1 protein-coding gene is annotated in these 546 nt (G+C 46.0%); it reads right to left on the bottom strand.

The genetic code is table 11. The features are described 5' to 3' along the window. Positions 1–48 precede the first annotated feature (48 nt). The coding region (locus ACWHAR_RS31040) for a LacI family DNA-binding transcriptional regulator (RefSeq protein ID WP_452088927.1) at positions 49–546 on the bottom strand (498 nt) is incomplete at its 5' end.

The following is a 546-nucleotide window of genomic DNA, read 5'->3' as shown; positions in this document are numbered from 1 at the left end:
CACGTTAACATTTTTCTGTATAAAGAATGCCCGCTGAAAAACGGGACATCACGTCATCAATCGTCTGACTGAATCACGCACCATGAATTCTGTGTTTTCCAAGATTTTTTCTGCTTTTGTTTCGGGCTTGCTGATCAGCGACAAGAGTTTTTGCGCGCCGAGCACGCTGATTTGCTCCACTGGTCGCTTTACTGTTGAAAGCCTTGGCGTGATGTACTGTGAAAACCCAATATCATCAAACCCGATCACCGAAATATCATCAGGAACGCGCAGTCCCTTTGCGAATATCGCATTCATCGCTCCGATTGCCATGTCATCATTCGAACAAAAAACAGCGGTAGGAGGATTCGGCAGCGCCAGCAGCCGCTCCATCGCTTGAAATCCGCTTTCCATATCGTACTGTCCTTTGACACTGTATTCATGTTTGATCGGAATATGATGTTGAATCAGTGCAGATAGGTAGCCTTCCTTTCGCTGCTGGGAGGATTTAAAGCCTTCGATCCCCTCGATGATGGCGATGTTTTGATGTCCGTTCTTAATAAAGTA

The sequence above is a fragment of the Bacillus sp. LR--39 genome, from assembly GCF_053613335.1.
Note: the sequence above shows the minus strand (reverse complement) of the source record. Positions and strands in the feature narration are given on the sequence as shown.